Raw genomic sequence first — 21,406 nt, 5'->3', positions numbered from 1 at the left:
GCGCTCGTGACCGACGCTAAACCACTCCGCACCGCAGTCATCGGCTTCGGCCTCTCCGGCCGGGTCTTCCATACGCCGTTCCTTGAAGCCAGCGGCGACTACTCGCTGGACTTCATTGTCACCGGCAACCCCGAGCGCGCCGCCCTTGCCCAGGCAACCTACCCGGGAGCGCAAGTCCTCGCCGGCACGCCGGAGCTGTTCGACCGCGCCGCCGAACTGGACCTGGTGGTCATCGGGACCCCGCCGGCCAGCCACTTCGCGCTCGCAGGCACTGCGCTGGAACTCGGGCTGAGCGTGGTGGTGGACAAACCGTTCGTCCCCACCTCCGCCGAAGGCGAGACGCTGATCGAGAAGGCGCGGCACGCCGGCGTCGTACTTTCGGTCTTCCAGAACCGGCGCTGGGACTCGGATTTCCTCACCCTCAAAAAGCTGATCGACGACGGCGGACTCGGCCAGGTGCATCTCTTTGAGTCGCGTTTTGAGCGGTGGAAGCCGGCGGGCCTGCGGGCTTGGAAGGCGACGGCCGCGATCGCCGAGGGCGGCGGCATCCTCTCCGATCTCGGCTCGCACCTGATCGACCAGGCGCTGCAACTCTTCGGTCCCGTGGCCACGGTCTACGGCGAGACGGCCCGGCATACCGATGCGGGTGGCTCGGAAGCGGATGAGGACGCGTTTGTGTCCCTGCTGCACGAGTCCGGCGTGCGCTCGCGGCTGTCCATGAACCTGATCTCCGGGCTGCCGGCGCCGCGCTTCCACGTGCTCGGGTCCAAGGCCGCCTTCACGAAGTGGGGGATGGACGGGCAGGAGGCAGCGCTCGACGGCGGTATGTTGCCTTCCGCGGCAGGGTACGGCGAGGAGCCGGAAGAGACCTGGGGGGCCACCGGCGTGCCCGGCAACATGCGGACGGTCAAGGCGGAGCGCGGGGCGTATCCGGAGTTCTACCGGCAGCTGGCCGCCAGTATCACGGCCGGCGCGCCGGTGCCGGTGGACCCGGCGGAGTCACTCGCCGTCGTCAGGATTATTGAGGAGGTCCACCGGCAGAACCAGTCGCGCTAGGGGCGGTCAGGCCAGCCGCTCCTTCGGTGACCGGGTTTTGGCCGGATCACGCTCGGCGAGGCCGCCAATGACATCGTCGATCTTGCCCATCACTGCTTCGTCCAGCCGCACGCCGGCAGCGGCGACATTGGAGACCACCTGCTCCGGCCGGGATGCTCCGATGATTGCGGAGGCGATGTTGGGATTCTGCAGGACCCAGGCGATCGCCAGCTGGGCCATGGTCAGTCCGGCTTCCTCCGCCAGCGGCGCCAGTTGCTGGACGCCTTCGAGCACGTCGTCGGACATCCAGCGCTCGATCATCTGCGCGCCGCCCTTCTCGTCCGTGGCGCGGCTGCCGGCGGGCGGTTCGGCGCCCGGCAGGTACTTGCCGCTGAGCACGCCCTGGGCCATTGGGGACCAGACGATCTGCGAGATGCCCAGCTCTTCGGATGCGGGAATCACCTCGCCCTCGATGACCCGCCACAGCATGGAGTACTGCGGCTGGTTGGAGATCATCTGGATGCCCAGTTCCTTCGCGAGCGCGTGCCCGGCGCGCAGCTGCTCGGCGTTCCACTCACTGACGCCGATATACAGTGCCTTGCCCGCGCGGACCACATCGGCGAAGGCCTGCATGGTTTCCTCGAGCGGGGTTTCGACATCGTACCGGTGGGCTTGATAGAGGTCCACGTAGTCCGTCTGCAGCCGGCGCAGCGAGCCGTCGATCGACTCCATGATGTGCTTGCGCGACAGTCCGGTGTCGTTGTGCCCTTTGGGTCCGGTGGGGAAGTAGACCTTGGTGAAGATCTCCAGCGACTGCCGCCGCTCGCCCTTCAATGCGGCGCCGAGGACTTCCTCCGCGGCGGTGTTGGCGTAGACGTCCGCGGTGTCGAAGGTGGTGATGCCGGCGTCCAACGCCGCCCGCACGCACTGCGTTGCCATGTCGTTTTCCACCTGCGAGCCGTGGGTAAGCCAGTTGCCGTAGGTGATCTCGGATATTTTCAGGCCGCTGTTGCCCAGGTATCTGAATTCCATGCTGCCCAGACTAATGCCAAAGTACGACGCCGGGCCGTACCTCAGGCGTTATCGCCGGCTTTGTGAGGGAAGAGGACGCGCGCCACTTTCCGGGCCGCGTCCTGTGGATCGTCCGGCAGATCCGAGGGCAGGTTTCCGCTGAGCCACAGGGATGCGAATCCGTGCACCAGCGACCAGGCCGCCAGTGCAGCGTCCCGAGGCGTGGTCCCGGCGTCCTGCGCGTACGGCGCGGCACCCTCGTAAAGCATCCGCGATGTCCTGGCCTGGGCCTCGAGCAGTTCCGGATCGTCCGTATGGTAGAGCTCAGGCCGGAACATTACCTCGAAGTGCGCGCGGTGCTCGACGGCGAACCCCACGTAGGCGACGCCAACAGCCAGATATCCGTCGGGCTGGTCAGCAGCCTCATGCAGGACGTCGCCGAGCAGGCCGAACCCCTGCACGGCGACGGCGGTCAAGAGGCCGGCTTTGTCGCCGAAATGGTGTGCCGGGGCGGCATGGGAGACGCCGGCGCGCCGGGCCAGATCCCGGAGGCTGACCGCGGCCGGGCTGGACTCGCGGATCACCTCCAGCGCGGCATCGATGATGGCACGGCGCAAATCTCCATGGTGGTAGCTCGAGGTTTCCATCCTCTTAGATTAGCTGCTATCTAGCCATTGACAAGTTCGATCATCTGAGTAATCTAGTCAGTGTCAAGATAAATACGATGTCCGATGGAAGGACTTCCCATGGCACCCCTCATCACCCTGTTGGCAGTCACACTGCTGCTGCGGCTGGCCGGGACTCTCGGCGTCAAGCCCCTCCGATCCTGGCGGGTGAGCCTGCGCGGCGGCTTGGCCGCCATGCTGGTCCTGACCGGAACGGCCCACTTCAACGGAATGCGCGCGGACCTCATCGAGATGGTGCCTCCGGTGCTTCCTTACCCCGGGTTTCTGGTCACGCTGACCGGCGTGCTGGAGCTGGCTGCGGCCGTTGGACTGCTGCACCGGAAGACTGCTCCCTGGGCGGGAGCGGGATTGACGCTGCTGCTGGTGTTCATGTTCCCAGCCAACGTCTATGCGGCTGTTGCCGGAATCGACTTCGGCGGGGAACCTGCCACCGCGCTGCTGCCGCGAACGCTGATGCAATTGGTGTTCATTGCCGCTGCTGCCGCCGTGGCCCTGCCTACTTTCAAAGCACTGCGCAACCGGCGGAAGGCCGCTTCACCTATCCGCCGGGACGGTGTTCCTGTCCGCGTTTTAGACAGCGGGCAATAGCGGCTTCGCGCTGCGGGCTCTCCGGCGGGACTTCCTAAATGGAAGTTCCGCCGTTGGCCGTTGCCGGGGCTGCCCGGGAGCCATAGTCTTTCCACAAGTCTCGCCGCGCATACTTCCACCCAGATCCTCTTCGGTGAATGCCGGCGGGGAAACAAGCGTGTCGGCAGGACGCTGCCGGGCAGCCGGGCGGCGTCGGAAGTCGGAGACGAAATGGACTGGGCAGGCTGGGCGGTGTTCGGACTGCTCGCAACGGGTGCACTCACCATGGTCATGATCGCCGCGCAGATGGCCGGCCTGACCCGGCTCGACCTGCCTTTGGTGCTGGGGACGCTGGTCACCCCGGATCCAGACCACGCGCGGGTTGCAGGCTTCTTTATCCACCTCGCGGCCGGCCAGATCTTCGCGTTGGGCTACGCGGCCACGTTCGCGCTGCTGGGCCAGGCGACCTGGTGGCTCGGGGGACTGCTGGGCCTGCTGCACGTAGCAGTCGCCCTGACAATAGTGCTTCCGCTGCTGCCCGGCGTCCACCCGCGGATGGCCTCGCACCGGGCTGGACCGTCAAGCCGCGCCGCGCTGGAACCGCCGGGCCTGCTGGCTTTGAACTACGGCATCCAGACCCCGGCCGTGGCGGTGGCCGCGCACCTGGTCTACGGCGTCATGCTCGGGCTGCTCTTCCAGGTCCGCTGATGGATGCGGGACAGCGGGGTACAGAGAACGCCCGGCAACCGGACATTGGAGACTACGGGCTGATCGGCGATACCCGGACCGCCGCGCTCGTCTCCGGCGCCGGCGCGATCGACTGGATGTGCGTTCCCAGTTTCGACGGCGAACCCGTGTTCGGGCGCCTGGTGGGCGGGCCCGAAGCAGGGACCTTCCGGCTGGGCCCGGCCGTTCCGGCGGCCCCCACACAGCGCCGCTACCGCCAAGAGACGGCGACGCTGGAAACAACCTGGGCGATGGGCGAGGGTACGCTGGTCCTCACCGATGCCATGGTGGCCGAAGTGCGCGGACAGCTGCTGCCCGCCACGCTGCTGGTGCGGCGGCTGACGGCCGTGGGCCAGCCGGTGGAAGCAGCGGTGCTGTTTGATCCGCGTCTGGGTGAACGGCATGTCCGGCCACGGATCCGTTCCGGCCCGAGCCTGGTCTGTGAGTGGGGCCAGCTGGCACTGAGCCTGGGCAGCGGTCCGGAACTATCGATCGAACCCGGCACCCCGGCGTCGTTCTTAGTAACCCCGGGACATCCCGTCACTCTGGTGCTGGCCGTGGCGTACGGGGAACCGCTGGTCCACGTGGAACCGGATGCGGCAGGGGAGTTGCTGGCGACGGACGAGGAGCTGTGGCGGGCGTGGGCGGCGGAGATCGACGGCGGAACACCATACCGGGACGCGGTGGTGCGCAGTCTGCTGACGCTGCGGCTGCTGACCTATTCGCCCTCCGGGGCTCCCGTGGCCGCGCCGACAACCTCCCTGCCCGAGTTCCCGGGCGGGATCCGCAACTGGGACTACCGCTACGCCTGGCCCCGGGACGCCAGCATCGGGGTTGGTGCGTTCCTCGGCGTCGGGAAGGCCGGCGAGGCCCGCAGTTTCCTGCGCTGGCTGCTGCACGCCAGCCGACTGGAGCGGCCCCGGCTGCCCGCGATGCTCACGCTGACCGGCAGGCATGTCCCGCCGGAACGCACCCTGGCCGGATGGCCGGGCTACGCCGCAAGCACGCCGGTCCGCGTAGGCAACGGCGCCGCGACTCAGCATCAGCTCGACGGTTACGGCTGGGTCCTCGATGGGGCCTGGGTGCTGGTGGAAGCAGGGCACAAGCTCTACTCCGAGACCTGGCGGGCCATGCGCGGATTCGCCGATCTGGTGGCGCGCCGGTGGCAGGAACCCGATGCGGGCATCTGGGAGATCCGCGACGACGCCGCGCACCACGTGCACTCCAAGATGATGGGCTGGCTCGCCCTCGACCGCGCGCTGAATATCGGTCGGACGCACCGCGTCTCGCAACGGCAGCAGCAACGGTGGCATGCAGCGCGGGAAGCGCTCGCCGCCGAGATCAGGCTCAGGGGCTTCGACCCGGAGGGGAACACCTATACTCGCAGCTACGGATCCACCGACCTCGACGCGGCCGTGCTGATCCTGCCGCTGCTGGGCATAGAGGAGCCGGGCTCGGAGCGGACCCGCGGCACCGTGGACGCCATCCGCCGCAAGCTGTCCGCCGGCGGACCCCTGCTTTACCGCTACCCGCCCGGACGCGACGGCCTGCCCGGGACGGAGGGTGCCTTCCTGCCCTGCTCCTTCTGGCTGGTCCAGGCGCTCGCCGAAACGGGCCGCCGCACCGAAGCTGCGCAACTGTTCGAAGAAATGCTCGGGCTGGCGAATGACGTGGGCCTCTTCGCCGAGGAGATGGATCCGCAGACCCACGCCCAGCTGGGGAACTTCCCGCAGGCGCTGACCCATGCCGCGCTGGTCCAGGCCGCCCTGGCCCTGCGTGAGTCCGAGGGTTAACCGTTCATAGGTTTTTCCCAACGCCCCATCAGGAAGCTGGTTGCGGGGCACGCACTGATATCGCGCCTTGGACGAGGAAACTGTGCACGAGGGGGAACTCATGACATCCGATCCTGAAATCAAGCTGAGGCCGCCAAACGGCCGAAAACAACGACGGCGGGCGGTGGGGATGGCAGCGGCAGGAGCCGTCCTCCTCTCGGGCCTGTCCGTTCTGCCGCCGGCGTCGGCGGCCTCTCTTCCCGCGGGCGGTGCAGGGCTTTCGCAGTCCGCGCTCGCGGGCATGCTGCCGGCAGCCCTGCCGAAAGGCCCGGCCGGGGTAGGGCCGGTCAATCCTAACAATGGCTATCCGTACTGGTACGGCGACGGCGGCGATCCGGAGCGCGGACTCGCTCCCATCCGACTGGAACTGTGCGTGGACGCCGCGGCCTGCCCGGTCATCGGTACCGACTACGACCCGACACAGCCGCTGACCGTCCCGGGGAACTTCCCGGAAGAATCCTTCTGGTGGTCGGGCGAAGCGTCCCTGACCATGCCCGACGGGGCCGAGGCCCGGCTGATCATGGCCCAGGAAGCAGCCTTCAGCGGAGCGGGCGAGGTGGCCGACGGCCAGCAGAACGGATTCGCCCGGCTGCGCATCCGGCTCGAAGACGGCGAACCCGGCCAGCAATACACCTTCACGCACCCGTACGGTGTGGATGTCCTGACAGCTGATGACCGCGGTCGGATCCGCTTCACCGAAGACATCGGCTGCATGCAGCAACCGTGTTCCTGGGATGAGCCCTCGGAAGGCCGCATCGGCCCGTTCCTGCGTTGGAATCCGGACGTTCTCCCGGCCGCGCCAGACGGCTTCATCGGCGACCCGAACGTGGAACACGAGGTTGTGGGCAGCCCCAACGATACGAACTTCTTCCAGGTTTCAGGGCCGTCCGGCGGCACAGCAGAGACCAACCTCTTCGCCGTCCAGGGCAAGATCGCGACGATCGAAGCGGGCGTGGACAAGCCAGGCGGCCTTTACAACTCCGCCCAGACCGTGACGATCCATTCGTCCTTCCCCGAAGGGAAGATCATCTACACCACGGATGGGACGGATCCCGCCGTCAATGCGGACGGGACGGTTACCGGTACCGAGTTTGTGCCGGAAGCCGGAGCCGCTGTCTCGGAAGTATCCGTGGATCTGGCTACTCCCGGGACCAGCACGCTGAAGTACATTTCGATCGACCCGGCAACCAATGAGACCACCGAGATCTACACCGAAGTGTACGAATTGGACGCCACCCGGCCGTGGCTGGAGGCAACGCCCGATGCCGCTGCCGGTGCGCTGGCCGGGCCGCAGACGGTGACGTTGAGCGGAAATACCAACAATCCCGCTGTCGCGCCGGAGATCTACTACACCACGGACGGCTCCACGCCGTCGTTCTCTGCGGAAGGAGAGCCGCTCGGCAACACTTGGGAATACACGGAACCGATGCAGATCGGCACTTCCACCAATATCCGCGCCGTTGCCGTGGATCCAGCTACCGGGACTGCCGGTGAAATCCGGTCCTTCCCGTTCAAGATCCACAACCTGCAGGAAGTTGGCCCGACGAGCGAAGAGCATGGTTTCCCTGAATGGCTGCGGGATAACGGCTGGGAAGGCCAGGAACCGGTCCAGCTGGACCTGTGCCTGGAAGACCCGCTGTGCCCGGTCGTCGAGGAGCGGCCTGATCCGGCATCGGCGACGTCGTTCCCGAACAACTTCCCAGGCGAAGCCTTCTGGTTCGCTTCGGAGTCGGTGCTCGATGTTGGGGGCGAAGAGGTCCAGCTGACGCTGGCATCGGAAGCAGCTTTCGGGGCCGACATGGTTCGGGACGGGGACCAGGTGGCCTTCGGCCGGATCCGGGTCCGCGGAGACGAGGTCTTCGAGCCGGGCGCCACCTACAAGTTCACGCATCCGTACGGTGTGCTGGAACTCGTGGCAGACGTGGATGGCAACATCAACTACACCGAGGACCTCGGCGCGCTGAACGGCACGGGCGACTTCTCGCATCTGCTGGAAGCCAAGATCGGGCCGTTCCTGCGGTGGGACGAGGGCGCCCCGGCAGGCTACCTCGGCGACGGCAACACGCCGCACGCCGTCGTTGGCAGCCCGTACGATACGAACTTCTTCAAGATTGAGCAGGTGACCGAGGCCGACGGCGGCGAGCTGTCGACCCCGGAGGTACTGGCTGAGACCGACGAGTTCGTGGTCCAGGGCAAGATGACCGATGCAACTCCGCCGGAGGCGCCGACGGCAACCGCCGCGACGGCCGGAGGGCTGTTCGCCGCCGACCAGCTGGTAACGCTGTCGGCGACCCCGGACACCGCGCAGATCTTCTTCACCACCGACGGCACGGATCCGACCGAGGACAGCACCTTGTACGAGGAGCCGATCGCCATCACGAATGAGGGAGTGACCACACTGAAGTTCATTGCTTTCAACTTCGGCATTCCGTCCGAGGTTGTGACGGAAACCTTCACGCTGGACAAGACGGCACCGGCACTCACCGGTACCCCGGAGGGTGAGATGGCTGCGGGCACCGCGGTTACCTTGGCTGCGGATGGGAATGCGGCCATCTTCTACACCCTCGATGGAACTGAGCCGAGCAAGGACAGCACCCTCTATGCGGCACCGGTGCAGCTCTCCGCAGGCCAGACGCTGCGGGCCGTAGCGATCGATGAAGCAGGCAACACCAGCGCGATCGGAACCTGGAACGCTCCTGCAAATGAGGAGAACCCGGGCGAGGAAAACCCGGGCGAGACTCCGGGTGAGGAGCCGGGCGAGGAGACGCCGGTCGAGGAGGAGCCCGCTGGGGCGGAGTCGGGCAACGACTTCACCTCTGACGGCAAGGCCGATCTGATTACCACGGACCGCTCCGGCAAGCTCTGGCTCTACGTGGGCAAGAACAACGGCGGCTACGAACCGCGGAAGCAGATCGGATGGGGTTGGAACAGCATGACCAGCCTGATCAGCACCGGCGATACGGATGGTGATGGCAAGGCCGACATAGTGGCCCGCGACAAGGCCGGCAAGCTCTGGCACTACGCCGGCAAGGGAACTGGCTGGTTCGAACCGAAGAAGCAGATCGGATGGGGCTGGAACATCATGACCAGCATCGTCGGACCCGGCGACTTCAACGGCGACAATGAGAACGACTTGATTGCCCGCGACAAGGCAGGCGATCTGTGGCTCTACGCCGGCCACGGTAACGGCTGGTACGCCTCGAAGCAGAAGATCGGCTGGGGCTGGAACAGCATGACCATGATCGTCGGACCGGGCGACTTCAGCGGCGACGGCAAGGCTGACCTGGTGACCCGGGACCGCCGAGGGGACCTGTACCTCTACATCGGCGACGGGAAGGGCAGCTACGAGCCGAAGAAGAAGATCGGCTGGGGTGGTTGGAACAACATGACCATGATTGTCGGACCCGGTGACTTCAACGGTGACGGCAAGGCTGACCTGGTGACCCGGGACCGTGCAGGGGACCTGTTCCTCTACGCAGGCGACGGTCAGGGCAGCATGGCACCGAGGAAGAAGATCGGCTGGGGCTGGAACATGATGAACAACATCCTCTGATCCGGATCTGACCAAAAAACAGCGAGGCCTCTTGCCACTACCGGCAGGGGGCCTCGCTGTGTGCCGTGAACCGAAGGGACCCGCATCCAGGTAAGCACCGGCCGGCGGTTCGGGTTATGGTCCCACCGGCCCATAGCGGTGCTCGGGGCGTCCGGTGCTGCCATAGCGAAGATGGATTTCGACGGCACCGTCGTCGGCCAGAGCGGAAAGGTAGCGTTGGGCGGTAGCCCGCGAGATGCCTACCTGCCGGGCCACGTCCGTGGCGGATTTCTGCGTTCCGGGCTCCAGTGCTTCCAGTACCGACGTCTCCGTGGCGGAACGGGCGCGGCCCGAACCGGGGGCCTCACCGGGGTGGAGGGCATGCAGGGCGCGTTCCACCGTGTCCTGGTCCACGGCACTTTGGTTGGCGAGGAGCCGGCGGTAGCGGGCATAGGCGCGCAGCTTCCGGGTCAGCTGCTCGGCCGTAAAGGGCTTGATCAGGTAGCCGAGCGCCCCGCGGCGCAGCGCCTTGCGAACCGAGGCGGCATCGGCAGCGGCCGTCAGCATGATGACGTCAACGTCCAGGGTCCGCAGCAGGTCCAGGCCGAGGGCATCGGGCAGGTACACATCCAGCAGGATGAGGTCCGGCTCCCGGGCGTGCACCGCGCGCAGCGCCTGCTCCGCGGTGCCGGCCGGCGGCAGCGCGGTGAAGCCGGGGACTGCCTCGACGTAGCTGGCGTGCAGGCGGCCAACGTGGAAGTCGTCGTCGACAATGAGCACCTGCAGGTCATTCGTCATGCATCTCTCCTGGTTCCTTCGGGGCAACTGTTCCGGGCAGCCTGGCGCAGAAGACTGCGCCAGGGCCGCCGGGCTGGCCGGGTTCCGCCACCCAGACATCGCCGCCGCGGCGGCGGGCCAGCTGCCTGCTCAGCGGCAGGCCGAAGCCCTGGCCGTGCACATCCTGCAGGCTGTCTCCGGCGGTTTCGGCGGTGGAGAATCCCTCGGTGAAGATGCGCTCGAAGGGCGCGCCGCCGCCGTCGTTGTTTGACGAGGTTTCCTGCGCCGGCTCCGACAGGCCGTCACCGGAGTCCGCGACCACCAGGTGCAGCACCCCGCCGTCCTCGGTGAGCTCATCCAGCAGTTCGACCTCTGCCCAGCGCTCGGGGTTGCTGCCGTGCACCGCCGCCCGCACCGCGTTGTCGATCAGGTTGCCGATCACCGTGGTGACGTCCTGCGGGTCGGTGATGCGGCCGCGGATCAGGGTTTCGGGGCCGATCCGCAGCGTGACGCCGCGTTCGGCAGCTTCCACGCTCTTGGCGCCGATGAACGCCTGCAGGTACGGGTCGCGCAGCAGCTCGGACTGCTCGGCCGGGTAGTTCAGCGGACCGGTTTTCATGATCGAGCCCATGTAGTTCTGCGCCGCGGCATAGTCGCCGATGCCCAGCAGGCCCGAGACCGTGTGCAGCCGGTTGGCGAATTCGTGCCGCTGCGCTCGCAGGGCCGTGGTGAGCGCGCCGACGGCGTCGAGCTGGCGGGTGAGGGACTGCAGCTCGGTCCTGTCGCGCAGCATGATCACCCAACCGAGCTCCGGCGCGGCGTACCCCTGGGCTGCGCCCCCTTCTGCGGCGGCCCACGGGCGGTAGCCGCGGCGGCCCGGTTTGCGGCTGGGCTGCACGGCGCGGGCGGTCAGGATCAGCACCCGGGACCCGACCACCTGGTCCACCGTGGGGGACTGCGGCACCGCTGCCGCCAACAGCGCGGAGAACGACGGCGGGAGGCTGGCTTCATCCAGCGGCAAGCCGACGATTTCGGTACCGATATCCATCCCGAGCAGCCGCTTGGCCTCGCGGTTGAAAACCGTGATGCGGCGGTCCGCGGAGACGCCGATGACGCCTTCGTCCACGCCGCGCAGCACCGCTTCCTGGTCCTGGGTCAGGGCCGCGATCTCCTCCGGCTCCAGGCCGAGGGTCAGCCGCTTCAGCCGCCGCCCCAGGACCAGCGAAGCCAGCGTACCTAGGCCCAGCGCCCCGGCGGCGGTGAGGGCGATGGGCAGGATGCTGCCGCCGAGGCCTTCGAGAATGTCCTTGCTGGAGAAGCCCACGCTGACCTCCCCGACCACCCTGTCGGATCCAGGCGCGTAGACCGGCACCTTGGCCCGGGCGGAATGGCCCAGCGTGCCCTGCTCCTGCACCGTGACTTCGCGCCCGCTCAGCGCTTCGCTCGGATCGGTGCTGACCCGCTGTCCCAGCAGATCCGGATCCGGGTGTGAGAGCCGCAGCCCGGCGTCGTCGGTAATCACCACGAACAGCGCGCCGGTGCGCAGCCGTACGTCCTCGGCCAGCGGCTGCAGCTCCCCGTCGGCCAGCACCTCGGCGGTGAGTTCTTCCGGGCCGGCATCGGCCAGGGCGGAGACGCCCGAGCGCACATCGCCCGAGGCCGCCACGGTGCGCGCGACGGCCAGCGCCTGGTCTTCGGCTTCGTCGCCGAGCCGCTCATATGTCAGCCAGCCGTAGACCACGGCCGAGAGCAGCACCACCAGCGCCACCACGGCCAGCTGCATCAGCAGCATGCGGGCCGAAAAGCCCGGCCGCAGGGTGCGTGTGGGGGAGGATTCCATCATTCCTCCTGTGGATCCGGCGGATGTAGCGCCCGCGGATCCGGCAGATCGGCAGGCCTGTGAGCTAAATGAGCAAAACGTGCGCAATAAGCAGTATGCACCTCAAGTGGGCTAAACCGCCATCCGTGATCCGGCCCACCCTACAGTTTGTAAGGCCGGTCACACGCACCCCGGCCTGCTGTTTTAAGGAGTTGTTGTGCTGGTATTCCTCGGATTCGCGATGATCGCGGTCTTTATGGCACTGATCATGACCAAGAAGCTGACACCGGTGTTGGCGCTCATCCTGGTCCCCACCATCTTTGGCCTCTTCGCCGGCGCCGGGCTCGGCATCGGCGAGATGGTCCTGGAGTCGATGAAGTCCCTGACGTCCACGGCCGCCCTGCTGATGTTCGCCATTATCTTCTTCGGATTGATGATCGACGTCGGCCTGTTCGATCCGCTGGTGCGCTTTATCCTGCGCACGCTGGGCAATGACCCGGCCAAGGTGGTCCTGGGCACGGCCGTGCTGGCCGCCGTCGTGTCGCTGGACGGCGACGGTTCCACCACCTTCATCCTCACCACCGCGGCGATGCTGCCGATCTACCTGCGACTGGGCCTGAGCCCGGTAGTGCTCACCTGTGTGGCCGGCTTGGCCAACGGCACCATGAACATCGTCCCCTGGGGCGGCCCGACGGCACGCGCCGCCGCCGCCCTGGACGTCTCGCCCACCGATGTTTTTGTCCCCATGATCCCGTCCCTGATCGCCGGCATCCTGGTAGTCATGGTCTTCGCCTGGACCCTCGGACTGCACGAGCGCAAGCGCCTGGCCAACGCCAAGCCGGAGTTCTGGAACGCCGGCGGCAACGCCAAGGGCAGTGCAAAGAACGACGGCGGCGCTCCGGCCGGTTCTGCAGGCGGCGGTTCCGCTTTGACCGGCACGGGTGCCGGCAGCGGGCGCGGCGGCAACGGTGGCACCGCCGTCGTTGGTTCTTCAAGCGGTCAGGGTGGCGGCGGTTCCGTTGCCGTGCTGGACGCGCCGGAACAGGTAGATACTGCGGACGCGTCGCTGACTGGTTCCGCGCTGGATCCTAACCGAGCCACGCTGCGCCCCAAGCTGTTCTGGTTCAACCTGGCCCTGACCACCGCTGTCATGGTGGTGCTCGTGCTGGACATCGTGCCGCTGGCCTTTGTCTTCATGGTTGGCGCCGCGATCGCCCTGCTGGTGAACTTCCCCAAGGTCAAGGACCAGGCGACACAACTGGTGGCCCATGCCCAGAGCGTGCTGGCCGTGGTGTCCATGGTCATGGCCGCCGGCGTGCTGACCGGCGTGCTGAACGGTACCGGCATGGTAGATGCCATGGCTGCCTGGCTGGTCGACATTATCCCCGACTCGATGGGCCCGTTCATGGCCGTGATCACCGGACTGCTCAGCATCCCGATGACCTTCTTCATGAGCAATGACGCGTTCTACTTCGGCGTGCTGCCGGTGCTGAGTGAAACTGCCAGCCACTTCGGCATCACCCCGGCGGAGATGGCCCGCGCTTCCATCACCGGGCAGCCGGTGCACATGCAGAGCCCGCTGGTTCCGGCGATCCTGCTGCTGGTTTCGCTGGCCAGCGTTGAGCTGGGCGACCACCACAAGAAGGTGCTCTGGCGTGCCGCAGTGGTCTCGCTGGTGATGCTCGCCGTGGGCATCCTGCTCGGCGCCATCCCCTGGGGCTAAGCTTCAGCTCCTAATGAGCGGCACCCGGCCAAGGGTAGAACCTGGCCGGGTGCCGCCGTCGTTAATCACGTGTTCTATCCGGCGGGCAGATGTTTATCCAGCGCGGCGAGCCAGCAGCACGCTGTCCGTCAGCGTGCCGATCTGTCCTTCCGGCCCGGTGATATCGCGGACCACAGAGTCGACCGTTTCCAGCGACCAATCCGGGGCGTTGAGCCCGAGTTCCATCGCAAGCTCCGCGGCGGTGGGCAGCGGTTCGTGGGGTTCGGGATGCTTGGACCAGGACGGGAAGGACTCGTGCCCGACCACCAGCAAGGCGCCGCCGGGCGCGACCGCGCGGGCCGCGGCCGCGAGGATGGTGTTACGGGGCAGCTCTACCGGTGAGTGCAGGAACTGGGCCGAAACCAGATCGTACTGGGCCTCCGGCTCCCAACTGGACAGATCCCGCTTCAGCCAGTGGATCTTCTCCGCCACGCCGGCGTCCTCGGCATGCTTTGCCGCCCGCTCCAGGGCGAGACCGGAGACGTCGATGCCGGTAACCTGCCAGCCCTGGGCTGCCAGCCAAATAGCATCCGCACCTTCTCCGCAGCCCAATTCCAAGGCGTTGCCCGGCTGCAGGTCCGCCGCCTCGCGGACCAGCATCGCGTTCGGGTTGCCGCTCCAGATCTGGTCCCGTTCGGCGTAGAAGGATTCCCAAAAATCGTCCGGTACTTCCGTTTCGCCATGGTTATGGCCAACATGTTCGCTCATGTCTTCAGACTTTACGCCGGGCCACCGTCAGGGAGAACGCCTCTTGCAACCAGCGAACAGAGACGTTGCCTACACACGCGTCGCTTCGCTCGGAGTCCGGCGGCCGTGCACTGCGAAGTAGAGCCCGATGCAGGCGACCATGAGGACACCCGTGGCCACGTACATGCCCTGGTATCCGGCGAGAGGAATCAGCAGGCCCAGCAGGACCGGGCCGAAGCCGGTGCCGACGTCGAACATCAGGTAATAGGTGGCGATGGCGGTGCCCAGCCGCCGTGCCGGCACGGAGTTGACCACGATCGCCTGGCTGCACGGGACCAAGGTGCCGAAGCCGAATCCGGTCAGGATCCCGGCCGCGGTGACCGTCGCAGGTGAGGAACCGGCGGCCAGTACGGCGAGCCCGATCGCGAAGATCAGCAGCGACGGATACATGACAACGTTGTCGCCTCTGCGGTCATGGAGCCGCCCCAGGGACAGCCGCGAGACCAGCACCGCGGCTGCGAAGACCAGAAAATACAGGGCAGCGGACGAGGGCTCACCGCTTGATGCGGCATACGAGGTCAGGAAGGACAGCACGCCGGAGTAGGCCAGCCCCGCCACCAGCACGATGCTGGCCACCGGCAGCGCCCGTGGTTCGATGACGGCGGCCAGCACACGGGCCGCTCGGCCCTCCGGGTCCGGTTCTGCATCCATGGCGTCGTCGTCGTTCTCGGGCAGACGCAGGGCCAGGGCGACGGCGAAGGCGGCCGCCGAGCAGCCGGCGCTGAACCAGAACACGGACTGGAAGTCCGCGCCGTCGGCGAGCAGCACGGCCAAGAACGGACCCAGGGCGGTAGCGATGGTTGTCGAGGAAGCGAAGTAGCCGGTGCCCTCGCTGCGCCGGGCCTGCGGAATCAGCGCCTGCGCTCCGGTGGTCACGGCAGTGTGCGCCAGCCCGAAGGCGGCGCCGTGGACCAGGCGCAGCACGAGCAGCAGCTGGAGCGATCCTGCGGGGATGTACAGTACTGACACCGCAACGAACACCAGCAGGGCCAGCAGCAGGATCCGGCGCCGGCCCACCCTGTCCAGCAGCATGCCGGCGAAAAACCGCGACACCAGTGCCCCGACGATGAACGCGCTGGAGGCGAAGCCGGCCGCGCTGTCCGCCGTCTGGAACCGTTCCAGCGCGTACAGCGCCATCGAGGTCATCAGCAGGTAGAAGACCATGTAGATGAACAGGTTGGTACCGATGGCCAGCACGAAATTCCTGGTCCACAGTTTCTCGCGCAAAGGCCCTCCCGCAGATTCCAGCCGGCTCACCGACCGGTCTCCGGCCGCACCTTTCGATTATGCCCCTTGAAGAACGATTGCTGGCATGAAGGGGCGTTGCTGTTACCCCGATCCTGTGCAACTATCTGCGTATGAATGAAGATAAGCAGATGTGCGAGCTTGGTGTGGACAGCCAGTATGTTGAGCTGGCTGTGGAGGTGTTCTCCATGCTGGCGGATGCTACGAGGGTTCGGATCATCCTTGCCCTCCGCGACAAGGAACTGCCCGTCAATGAGCTGGCGGAAACGGTCAGTAAGTCGCCGGCAGCCGTTTCCCAGCACCTGGCAAAACTTCGGATGGCCCGGATAGTGACCGCCCGCCAGGACGGGACCCGAGTGTTCTACCGCCTCGCGAACGAACACGCCCGGCAGCTCGTCGCGGATGCAATTTTCCAGGCCGAGCACGCATTGGGCGATGCGCCCCGCCATCACCGGATCAGGCCGGCGGCGGCGTCATGACTCGCACCGCCCGGGGCTATGTTGTCAACCATCAACATGGGCAGGAAGACCAAGGCCATCATCATCCGACAGGTATCCGGGGCTTCTTTCACGACCTCTTTGTGCCGCACAGCCATGACGCCGCCGATTCCATCGACGACGCCCTGGAGTCCAGCATCCGTGGCATCCGGGCGGTCAAGATCAGTCTGGTGGGACTGGGAATCACGGCCCTGCTGCAACTGGCCGTCGTCGTTATCAGCGGTTCCGTGGCACTGCTGGCCGACACCATCCATAACTTCTCGGATGCGCTGACCGCCATCCCGTTGTGGATCGCGTTCATCCTGGGGCGCCGCAAGGCGACCCGCCGCTATACCTTCGGCTACGGCCGGGCCGAGGATCTTGCAGGACTGTTCATCGTGGCCATGATTGCACTGTCCGCCCTCGGTGCGGGCTGGCAGTCCGTAGACCGGTTATTGAATCCGCAGCCGCTGCAGAATCTTGGTTGGGTGTTTGCCGCCGGACTGGTCGGTTTCGCAGGGAATGAACTGGTTGCGATGTACCGCATCAAAGTCGGTCGAAGCATTGGGTCGGCTGCCCTGGTGGCGGACGGAATCCACGCCAGAACGGACGGCTTCACCTCGCTGGCTGTGGTCCTGGGCGTGATAGGGGTCTGGCTCGGCTTCCCGCTGGCGGATCCGATCGTTGGGCTCATCATCACGCTCGCGATTGTCATCCTGCTTTGGGGCACGGCCCGCGACATCGGCCGCCGGCTGCTCGACGGCATAGATCCTGATCTCGTGGACCGCGCCGAAAGGATCCTGCTGTCGGACGAGGCCGTGCAGGAACTGCCCGACCTGCGCCTGCGCTGGAACGGGCACCGGCTGAATGTCAGCGCAGCCGTCCAACTGGACGCAGCGATGACGATCGACGGATACCACCAGCTTGAGCGCCGGCTGATAGCCGCACTGCACCAAGGGCTGCCGGGCGTCGATTACATTTCCCTCACTCCCGTCCCGGCCGGACCGGAACGATCCTAAGTTGCCGAGAACTCCCAGTGGAAATACAGCTGTGTCCGTTGGGGCCCCCAATCGGGAAAGGTAAGACAAAGGTCCGGTAGCCGTACCTTGGTGGGTACTGCTACCGGACCTCAGGACTGTACGTGGAACAGACGTCAGACGTCGGCGGGAACTGACTCGGCCCGGGACCGCGCCTCTTCCTCTTCCCGCCGTGCGGCAATGGCGTAGATGTTGTCGCGGCAGCGGTACCAGCCCAGGATGAGCGCCGGGATGATGATGACCAGTGAGGCCACCGTCCAGGTTCCTACCGGGGAGTCGAACGCCATCAGCACCAGCACGGCGGCGAGGAACGCCAGTGTCAGGTAGCCGGTGAACGGCGCGCCGGGGAGCCGGAAGGCCGGCCGGGAGAGCAGGCCCTTCTTCGCCCAGTGGCCCAGCTTCAGCTGGCACAGGATGATCATGCCCCAGGCACTGATGATGCCGATGGCGGCAGCGTTGAGGACGATCTCGAAGGCCTTCGCCGGCACGATCGCATTGAGCGCGACACCCAGCAGCGCGACCACGGCGGTGAGGGCGATGCCGCCGTACGGTACGCCGGACTTGTTCATCCGGCCGGCGAACTTGGGAGCCGAGCCGGAGACGGACATGGAGCGCATGATGCGGCCGGTGGAGTAGAGGCCGGCGTTCAGCGAGGAGAGCGCGGCGGTGAGCACCACGAGGTTCATGATGGCGTCGACGCCGGCCACGCCGATGGTGCCGAAGAACGTCACGAACGGGCTTTCGCCGGCCTTGTAGGCGGTGTACGGCAGCAGCAGGGAGAGCAGCACGAGCGAGCCGACATAGAACACCGCGATGCGCAGGATTACGGTGTTGATGGCCCGCGGGATGACCTTTTCGGGGTTCTTGGTCTCGCCGGCGGCAGTGCCGATGAGCTCGATCGAGGCGTAGGCGAAAACCACGCCCTGGATGACCACGATGGCCGGCATCAGGCCGTTGGGGAAGATGCCCCCGTTGCCGGAGATTAGGCTGAAGCCGACCTCATGGCCTTCCAGCGGAGTGCCGAAGATGACGAAGTAGATGCCCACCAGCAGGAAGGCGACCAGGGAGACGACCTTGATCAGCGCGAACCAGAATTCCAGCTCGCCGAAGACCTTGACGGAGACCAGGTTCAGGCCCAGCACCAGCACCAGGGCGCCGAGCGCGAAGACCCACTGCGGCACGTCGCCGATGGGTGCCCAATATTTGGCGAAGAAGTTCATGTACAGGGCCACGGCCGTGACGTCGACGATGGCCGTCATGACCCAGTTGAGCCAGTACAGCCAGCCGGTGGCGAAGGCGGCCTTTTCGCCGAAGAATTCGCGGGCGTAGGAGACAAAGGAGCCCGACGACGGCCGGTGCATGATTAGTTCGCCCAGGGCCCGCAGGATAAGGAAGGCGAAGAAGCCGCAGATGGCGTAGATCAGTACCAGGGCGGGGCCGGCGTCGGCCAGCCGGCCGCCGGCGCCCATGAACAGGCCGGTGCCGATGGCGCCGCCGATGGCGATCATCTGGATCTGCCGGGGTTTGAGGCCCTTGTGGTAACCCTGGTCCTCGGCATGCAGTGCGGTGTCGGAGGCGTGGTCGGTCTGAACGGGTTTGGCGTTCTGGAGTCCCTGGGGTGGGGGAGTCATAGTTGTCCTTCTGGATGGGGGACGGGTTGCTGTTGCGGATACTGCGGGGGAGGGGACTTAGTTGCTGAGGTTGGCGAGCCGCTCGGGTGAGAGCAGCTCGTCGAGTTCGGCGCCGGTGAGCAGCTGGTGCTCAAGGACGAGTTCGGCCACGCCGCGGCCGGTTGCCTGCGCTTCCTGGGCGATGGCGGTTGCGGCGGCATAGCCGAGCCGCGGGTTCAGGGCGGTGACCAGGCCGATGGACTGCTGCACGGTGAGCCGGAGCCGTTCGGTATTGGCCGTGATGCCGCGGATGCAGCGCTCGGTCAGGGTCCGGCAGGCGGCCTCGAGGTGGGAAATGCTCTTGTCCAGGCTGTGCACGATGATCGGCTCGAACGCGTTGAGCTGCAGCTGGCCGGATTCGGCGGCCATGGTGATGGTGACGTCGTTGCCGACCACCTCGTACGCCACCTGGCTGACTACCTCGGGAATCACCGGGTTGATCTTGCCGGGCATGATGGAGGAGCCGGACTGCACCGCCGGCAGGTTGATTTCGCCGAACCCGGCGCGCGGGCCGGAAGAGAGCAGCCGCAGGTCGTTGCAGATCTTGGAAAGCTTCACGGCAACCCGCTTGAGCACGCCGGAGAGGTGGACGAAGGCGCCCACGTCCTGCGTCGCCTCGATCAGGTCCACCGAAGTGACCAGGGGCAGGCCGGTCACTTCCGCCAGGTGGCGGCAGGCCGCTTCGCTGTAGCCGGCCGGGGCGTTCAGCCCGGTGCCGATGGCGGTAGCACCAAGGTTGATCTCGTGGATCAGCAGCGTGGCTTCGGCCAGGCGTTCCCGGTCTTCGCCGATGGTGACCGCGTAGGTGCCGAATTCCTGGCCCAGGGTCATGGGGACGGCGTCCTGCAGCTGGGTGCGGCCCATCTTGACCACGGTGCGGAACTCCGCGGCCTTGTCGGCGAAGGCTTCTTCCATCGTGGCCAGGGCGTCCAGCAGGCTGCGCACGCTGTTGATGGTGGCCACCCGGACCGCGGTGGGGTACACGTCGTTGGTGGACTGGCTCAGGTTCACATGGTCGTTCGGGTGCAGCTGCGAGTAGTCGCCCTTGGCCTGGCCGAGGATTTCCAGCGCGCGGTTGGCGATGACCTCGTTGGCGTTCATGTTCGAGGAGGTGCCGGCACCGCCCTGCACCACGTCGACGACGAACTGCTCGTGCAGCTTGCCGTCGATGATTTCCTGGCAGGCCTGGGCAATGGCGTTGGCGCGGACGCTATCGAGCAGTCCCAGTTCTTCATTGGTGCGAGCTGCCGCGAGTTTGACGGCCGCCAGGCCCTTGACCAGGTGGGCGTTGCTGGAGAGCGGCTGGCCTGTGATGGGGAAGTTCTCCAGCGCCCGCAGGGTGTGGACGCCCCAGTAGGCGTCCGCGGGAATGTCCCGGTAGCCCAGCAGATCGTGGTCGGTACGGAATGACGAAGCTGTCACTGTTTTCCTTTTTCCTTAGTTCGAGGTGCTGAAATCGATGGCGCGGAGCTCTCCCACCGGACGCCCGCCGCCCAGGACGGGCGCGGGGGCAAGAGTTTGCAGCAGGCCGGCGTCAAGCTCCAGGGCCACCAGCGCCTGGATCGTGACCGGCATGCGGGCGCGGTCGGAGCCATCCGAGATTTTGATGGCGACGGCGCGGCCATCGCGGAGCCCCACCAACTGCAGGCCCTCGAAACCGTCCTTGGCCAGCAAGCCGGGAACCAGCCGCATCAGCGCGGTCACATCCCTGCCGGCACCCGCGACCTGTTCCGGGTGCGCCATCATCGCGTTGGCCACGGCGGCCTCGGCCGTGCCCGGGGCGGCGGAGGCAATCCGGCCATACGCGCGGGCCATGCCCCGCAGGCTCAGGGCAAAGAGCGGCGTGCCGCAACCGTCCGTGCTGGTCAGCGGGGATTCCTCGCCGGTCAGCTCAAGAACGACGGCGGCAATCGCCGCCTGCAGCGGATGTTCCGGATCGAGATACCCTGCTACCGGCCAGCCGTTGATCACGCACGTGGCCGCCATGGCGGCGTGCTTGCCCGAGCAGTTCTGGGCCAGCTGCGACGCTTCGCCGCCGGCGCGGAGCCAGCTCTGCCGTTCCGCATCCCCGTAGGGCAGGTCAGCCGTATTCTCAAGCGCCGCTTCGGTGAGGCCGTGCAGTTGGAGAATGCGCATTGCCCCGTCCTGGTGCTCCCGGGAGCCGGAGTGGCTCGCCGCGGCCAGGGCCAGCAGGTCCGGCGGCAGGTCCAGACCGGCGCGGACCATGGCCACGGCCTGCAGCGGCTTGAGCGAGGAGCGCGGGTAGAACAGCGCCAGGGGGTCCCCGGCGGTAAGCCGGGTGCCGCCGTCGTAATCCAGGGCGATGACGGAACCGTAGTGGACGCTTTCCACCAGTCCGTCGCGGGTCTGCTCCGCGAGCGGGACATGGCTGGGCCGGGGCACGGAGCAGGGCTGGGCGGGTTCAACCTGGGACATCAAGGGCGGCATGGCGGCTTTCTGTTGGGAATGAGGTCAAAATAGGCG

Annotated in this window: 17 protein-coding genes; 8 read left to right on the top strand and 9 right to left on the bottom strand. The window is 66.6% G+C overall.

Annotated elements, in window-relative coordinates; translation table 11 throughout:
• The first annotated feature begins 6 nt into the window (after positions 1–6).
• Entirely contained in the window at positions 7–1,056 is a 1,050-nt protein-coding gene (locus AC5RWO_RS03525; RefSeq protein ID WP_498729448.1) for a Gfo/Idh/MocA family protein, read from the top strand.
• A gap of 6 nt (positions 1,057–1,062) precedes the next feature.
• Here AC5RWO_RS03525 and AC5RWO_RS03520 read toward each other — a convergent pair whose 3' ends face one another.
• A complete protein-coding gene (locus tag AC5RWO_RS03520) occupies positions 1,063–2,067 on the bottom strand; it encodes an aldo/keto reductase family protein (protein ID WP_498729446.1) in 1,005 nt (334 codons plus the stop codon).
• Between the two features lie 41 nt (positions 2,068–2,108).
• Positions 2,109–2,693, bottom strand: coding sequence for a TetR/AcrR family transcriptional regulator (locus tag AC5RWO_RS03515; RefSeq protein WP_498729445.1), 585 nt, complete (start codon positions 2,691–2,693; stop codon positions 2,109–2,111).
• A gap of 99 nt (positions 2,694–2,792) precedes the next feature.
• On the opposite strand from AC5RWO_RS03515, the gene AC5RWO_RS03510 reads away from it, so the two are divergent.
• The 4 genes from AC5RWO_RS03510 (at position 2,793) to AC5RWO_RS03495 (ending at position 9,410) form a co-directional block, all read left to right on the top strand.
• Positions 2,793–3,320: a DoxX family protein gene (locus tag AC5RWO_RS03510; protein WP_498729443.1), complete on the top strand. Its 528-nt coding sequence runs from the start codon at positions 2,793–2,795 to the stop codon at positions 3,318–3,320.
• Between the two features lie 210 nt (positions 3,321–3,530).
• Complete coding sequence (locus tag AC5RWO_RS03505; protein ID WP_074700780.1) at positions 3,531–4,007, top strand: hypothetical protein; 477 nt, start codon at positions 3,531–3,533, stop codon at positions 4,005–4,007.
• The gene (locus tag AC5RWO_RS03500) at positions 4,007–5,818 is read left to right on the top strand and encodes a glycoside hydrolase family 15 protein (RefSeq protein ID WP_498729442.1); all 1,812 of its coding nucleotides are present in this window, start codon (positions 4,007–4,009) and stop codon (positions 5,816–5,818) included. The genes AC5RWO_RS03505 and AC5RWO_RS03500 overlap by 1 nt, the downstream gene beginning before the upstream one ends.
• A gap of 100 nt (positions 5,819–5,918) precedes the next feature.
• A complete protein-coding gene (locus tag AC5RWO_RS03495; protein ID WP_498729439.1) occupies positions 5,919–9,410 on the top strand; it encodes a chitobiase/beta-hexosaminidase C-terminal domain-containing protein in 3,492 nt (1,163 codons plus the stop codon).
• 114 nt (positions 9,411–9,524) lie between these two features.
• On the opposite strand, the gene AC5RWO_RS03490 is transcribed toward AC5RWO_RS03495, so the two are convergent.
• Together AC5RWO_RS03490 and AC5RWO_RS03485 are read right to left on the bottom strand one after the other, a co-directional pair.
• Complete coding sequence (locus AC5RWO_RS03490; RefSeq protein ID WP_498729438.1) at positions 9,525–10,187, bottom strand: response regulator; 663 nt, start codon at positions 10,185–10,187, stop codon at positions 9,525–9,527.
• On the bottom strand, positions 10,177–12,009 hold the full coding sequence (locus AC5RWO_RS03485; RefSeq protein WP_498729437.1) for a sensor histidine kinase: 1,833 nt from the start codon (positions 12,007–12,009) through the stop codon (positions 10,177–10,179). Before AC5RWO_RS03485 ends, AC5RWO_RS03490 begins: the two co-directional genes overlap by 11 nt.
• A gap of 193 nt (positions 12,010–12,202) precedes the next feature.
• Here AC5RWO_RS03485 and AC5RWO_RS03480 point away from each other — a divergent pair, with 193 nt between their 5' ends.
• Positions 12,203–13,708 (top strand): CitMHS family transporter, encoded by a 1,506-nt coding sequence (locus AC5RWO_RS03480; protein ID WP_498729436.1) that lies wholly within the window; start codon positions 12,203–12,205, stop codon positions 13,706–13,708.
• 93 nt (positions 13,709–13,801) lie between these two features.
• On the opposite strand, the gene AC5RWO_RS03475 is transcribed toward AC5RWO_RS03480, so the two are convergent.
• Positions 13,802–14,455, bottom strand: a complete 654-nt coding sequence (locus AC5RWO_RS03475) for an SAM-dependent methyltransferase (RefSeq protein ID WP_498729434.1) — start codon at positions 14,453–14,455, stop codon at positions 13,802–13,804.
• A gap of 69 nt (positions 14,456–14,524) precedes the next feature.
• Entirely contained in the window at positions 14,525–15,721 is a 1,197-nt protein-coding gene (locus AC5RWO_RS03470) for an MFS transporter (protein WP_498729433.1), read from the bottom strand.
• Positions 15,722–15,852: 131 nt separating this feature from the next.
• Between AC5RWO_RS03470 and AC5RWO_RS03465 the strand changes: the two genes are divergently transcribed.
• The gene (locus AC5RWO_RS03465) at positions 15,853–16,218 is read left to right on the top strand and encodes an ArsR/SmtB family transcription factor (RefSeq protein WP_498729431.1); all 366 of its coding nucleotides are present in this window, start codon (positions 15,853–15,855) and stop codon (positions 16,216–16,218) included.
• The gene (locus AC5RWO_RS03460; protein ID WP_498729429.1) at positions 16,215–17,234 is read left to right on the top strand and encodes a cation diffusion facilitator family transporter; all 1,020 of its coding nucleotides are present in this window, start codon (positions 16,215–16,217) and stop codon (positions 17,232–17,234) included. The genes AC5RWO_RS03465 and AC5RWO_RS03460 overlap by 4 nt, the downstream gene beginning before the upstream one ends.
• Before the next feature lie 134 nt (positions 17,235–17,368).
• Here AC5RWO_RS03460 and AC5RWO_RS03455 read toward each other — a convergent pair whose 3' ends face one another.
• Genes AC5RWO_RS03455 through AC5RWO_RS03445 form a run of 3 tightly spaced genes read right to left on the bottom strand, consistent with a single transcriptional unit; the run spans position 17,369 to position 21,370 of the window.
• On the bottom strand, positions 17,369–18,883 hold the full coding sequence (locus AC5RWO_RS03455; protein WP_498729427.1) for an amino acid permease: 1,515 nt from the start codon (positions 18,881–18,883) through the stop codon (positions 17,369–17,371).
• Positions 18,884–18,940: 57 nt separating this feature from the next.
• Positions 18,941–20,344 carry an aspartate ammonia-lyase gene (locus AC5RWO_RS03450; protein WP_498729426.1) on the bottom strand — a complete coding sequence of 468 codons (1,404 nt, stop codon included), beginning with the start codon at positions 20,342–20,344 and terminating at the stop codon, positions 18,941–18,943.
• Positions 20,345–20,359: 15 nt separating this feature from the next.
• On the bottom strand, positions 20,360–21,370 hold the full coding sequence (locus tag AC5RWO_RS03445; protein WP_498729424.1) for an asparaginase: 1,011 nt from the start codon (positions 21,368–21,370) through the stop codon (positions 20,360–20,362).
• Between the last annotated feature and the right edge of the window lie 36 nt (positions 21,371–21,406).

It is taken from the genome of Arthrobacter sp. B055-34 (genome assembly GCF_059090425.1).
The sequence above is the reverse complement of the archived record's forward strand: the minus strand, read 5'-3'. Positions and strand labels throughout refer to the sequence as shown.

Coding starts and splice junctions, on each gene's coding strand:
- AC5RWO_RS03445 (WP_498729424.1), bottom strand. CDS start 21,370: ATGCCGCCCTTGATGTCCCAGGTTGAACCCGCCCAGCCCTGCTCCGTG.
- AC5RWO_RS03495 (WP_498729439.1), top strand. CDS start 5,919: ATGACATCCGATCCTGAAATCAAGCTGAGGCCGCCAAACGGCCGAAAA.
- AC5RWO_RS03505 (WP_074700780.1), top strand. CDS start 3,531: ATGGACTGGGCAGGCTGGGCGGTGTTCGGACTGCTCGCAACGGGTGCA.
- AC5RWO_RS03500 (WP_498729442.1), top strand. CDS start 4,007: ATGGATGCGGGACAGCGGGGTACAGAGAACGCCCGGCAACCGGACATT.
- AC5RWO_RS03485 (WP_498729437.1), bottom strand. CDS start 12,009: ATGATGGAATCCTCCCCCACACGCACCCTGCGGCCGGGCTTTTCGGCC.
- AC5RWO_RS03465 (WP_498729431.1), top strand. CDS start 15,853: ATGAATGAAGATAAGCAGATGTGCGAGCTTGGTGTGGACAGCCAGTAT.
- AC5RWO_RS03455 (WP_498729427.1), bottom strand. CDS start 18,883: ATGACTCCCCCACCCCAGGGACTCCAGAACGCCAAACCCGTTCAGACC.
- AC5RWO_RS03520 (WP_498729446.1), bottom strand. CDS start 2,067: ATGGAATTCAGATACCTGGGCAACAGCGGCCTGAAAATATCCGAGATC.
- AC5RWO_RS03475 (WP_498729434.1), bottom strand. CDS start 14,455: ATGAGCGAACATGTTGGCCATAACCATGGCGAAACGGAAGTACCGGAC.
- AC5RWO_RS03510 (WP_498729443.1), top strand. CDS start 2,793: ATGGCACCCCTCATCACCCTGTTGGCAGTCACACTGCTGCTGCGGCTG.
- AC5RWO_RS03515 (WP_498729445.1), bottom strand. CDS start 2,693: ATGGAAACCTCGAGCTACCACCATGGAGATTTGCGCCGTGCCATCATC.
- AC5RWO_RS03490 (WP_498729438.1), bottom strand. CDS start 10,187: ATGACGAATGACCTGCAGGTGCTCATTGTCGACGACGACTTCCACGTT.
- AC5RWO_RS03460 (WP_498729429.1), top strand. CDS start 16,215: ATGACTCGCACCGCCCGGGGCTATGTTGTCAACCATCAACATGGGCAG.